This is a genomic window from Paenibacillus oleatilyticus (assembly GCF_018998565.1).
In the GTDB taxonomy this organism is placed as follows: domain Bacteria; phylum Bacillota; class Bacilli; order Paenibacillales; family NBRC-103111; genus Paenibacillus_G; species Paenibacillus_G oleatilyticus.
This window is the reverse complement of sequence record NZ_JAHNZO010000200.1, coordinates 1-323: the sequence shown is the minus strand read 5'-3', so window position 1 is coordinate 323 and position 323 is coordinate 1. Positions and strand designations below refer to the sequence as shown.

Sequence of the window (323 nt, the reverse complement as noted above, 5' to 3'; positions counted from 1 at the left end):
AGAACAAGCTCGAGTTGCCTTTCTTGAAGCCAGAAGGCGAGATTGAGCCAGTAATGCCCGGTGGGCTCAACACCGATGAGCACCTTCGTTTTGTGATGCTGATCCATTATAGCTTGTATCCATTGGAAGAGGTTTTTAAAGCCGTTGTGATCGTTAGAGAAGGCAAGATAGTGGCCACGTTCGATCCCACGAAAATCGACAGCACGGGCAACATGAGAAAACTTGGCAATATCGATGCCGATAACAAGATGGTCGGTTGTAATTTTTTCAATACGTTGATTTTGTTTGTCACTTTGTTTAAACTTCATAATAAGAGCGCCTCC

1 protein-coding gene is annotated in these 323 nt (G+C 44.3%); it reads right to left on the bottom strand.

Annotated elements, in window-relative coordinates:
* Nucleotides 1-308, bottom strand: a 308-nt coding sequence (locus KQX66_RS36955) for an IS110 family transposase (protein ID WP_216798458.1), incomplete at its 3' end; no start/stop codon positions are given.
* Between the last annotated feature and the right edge of the window lie 15 nt (nt 309-323).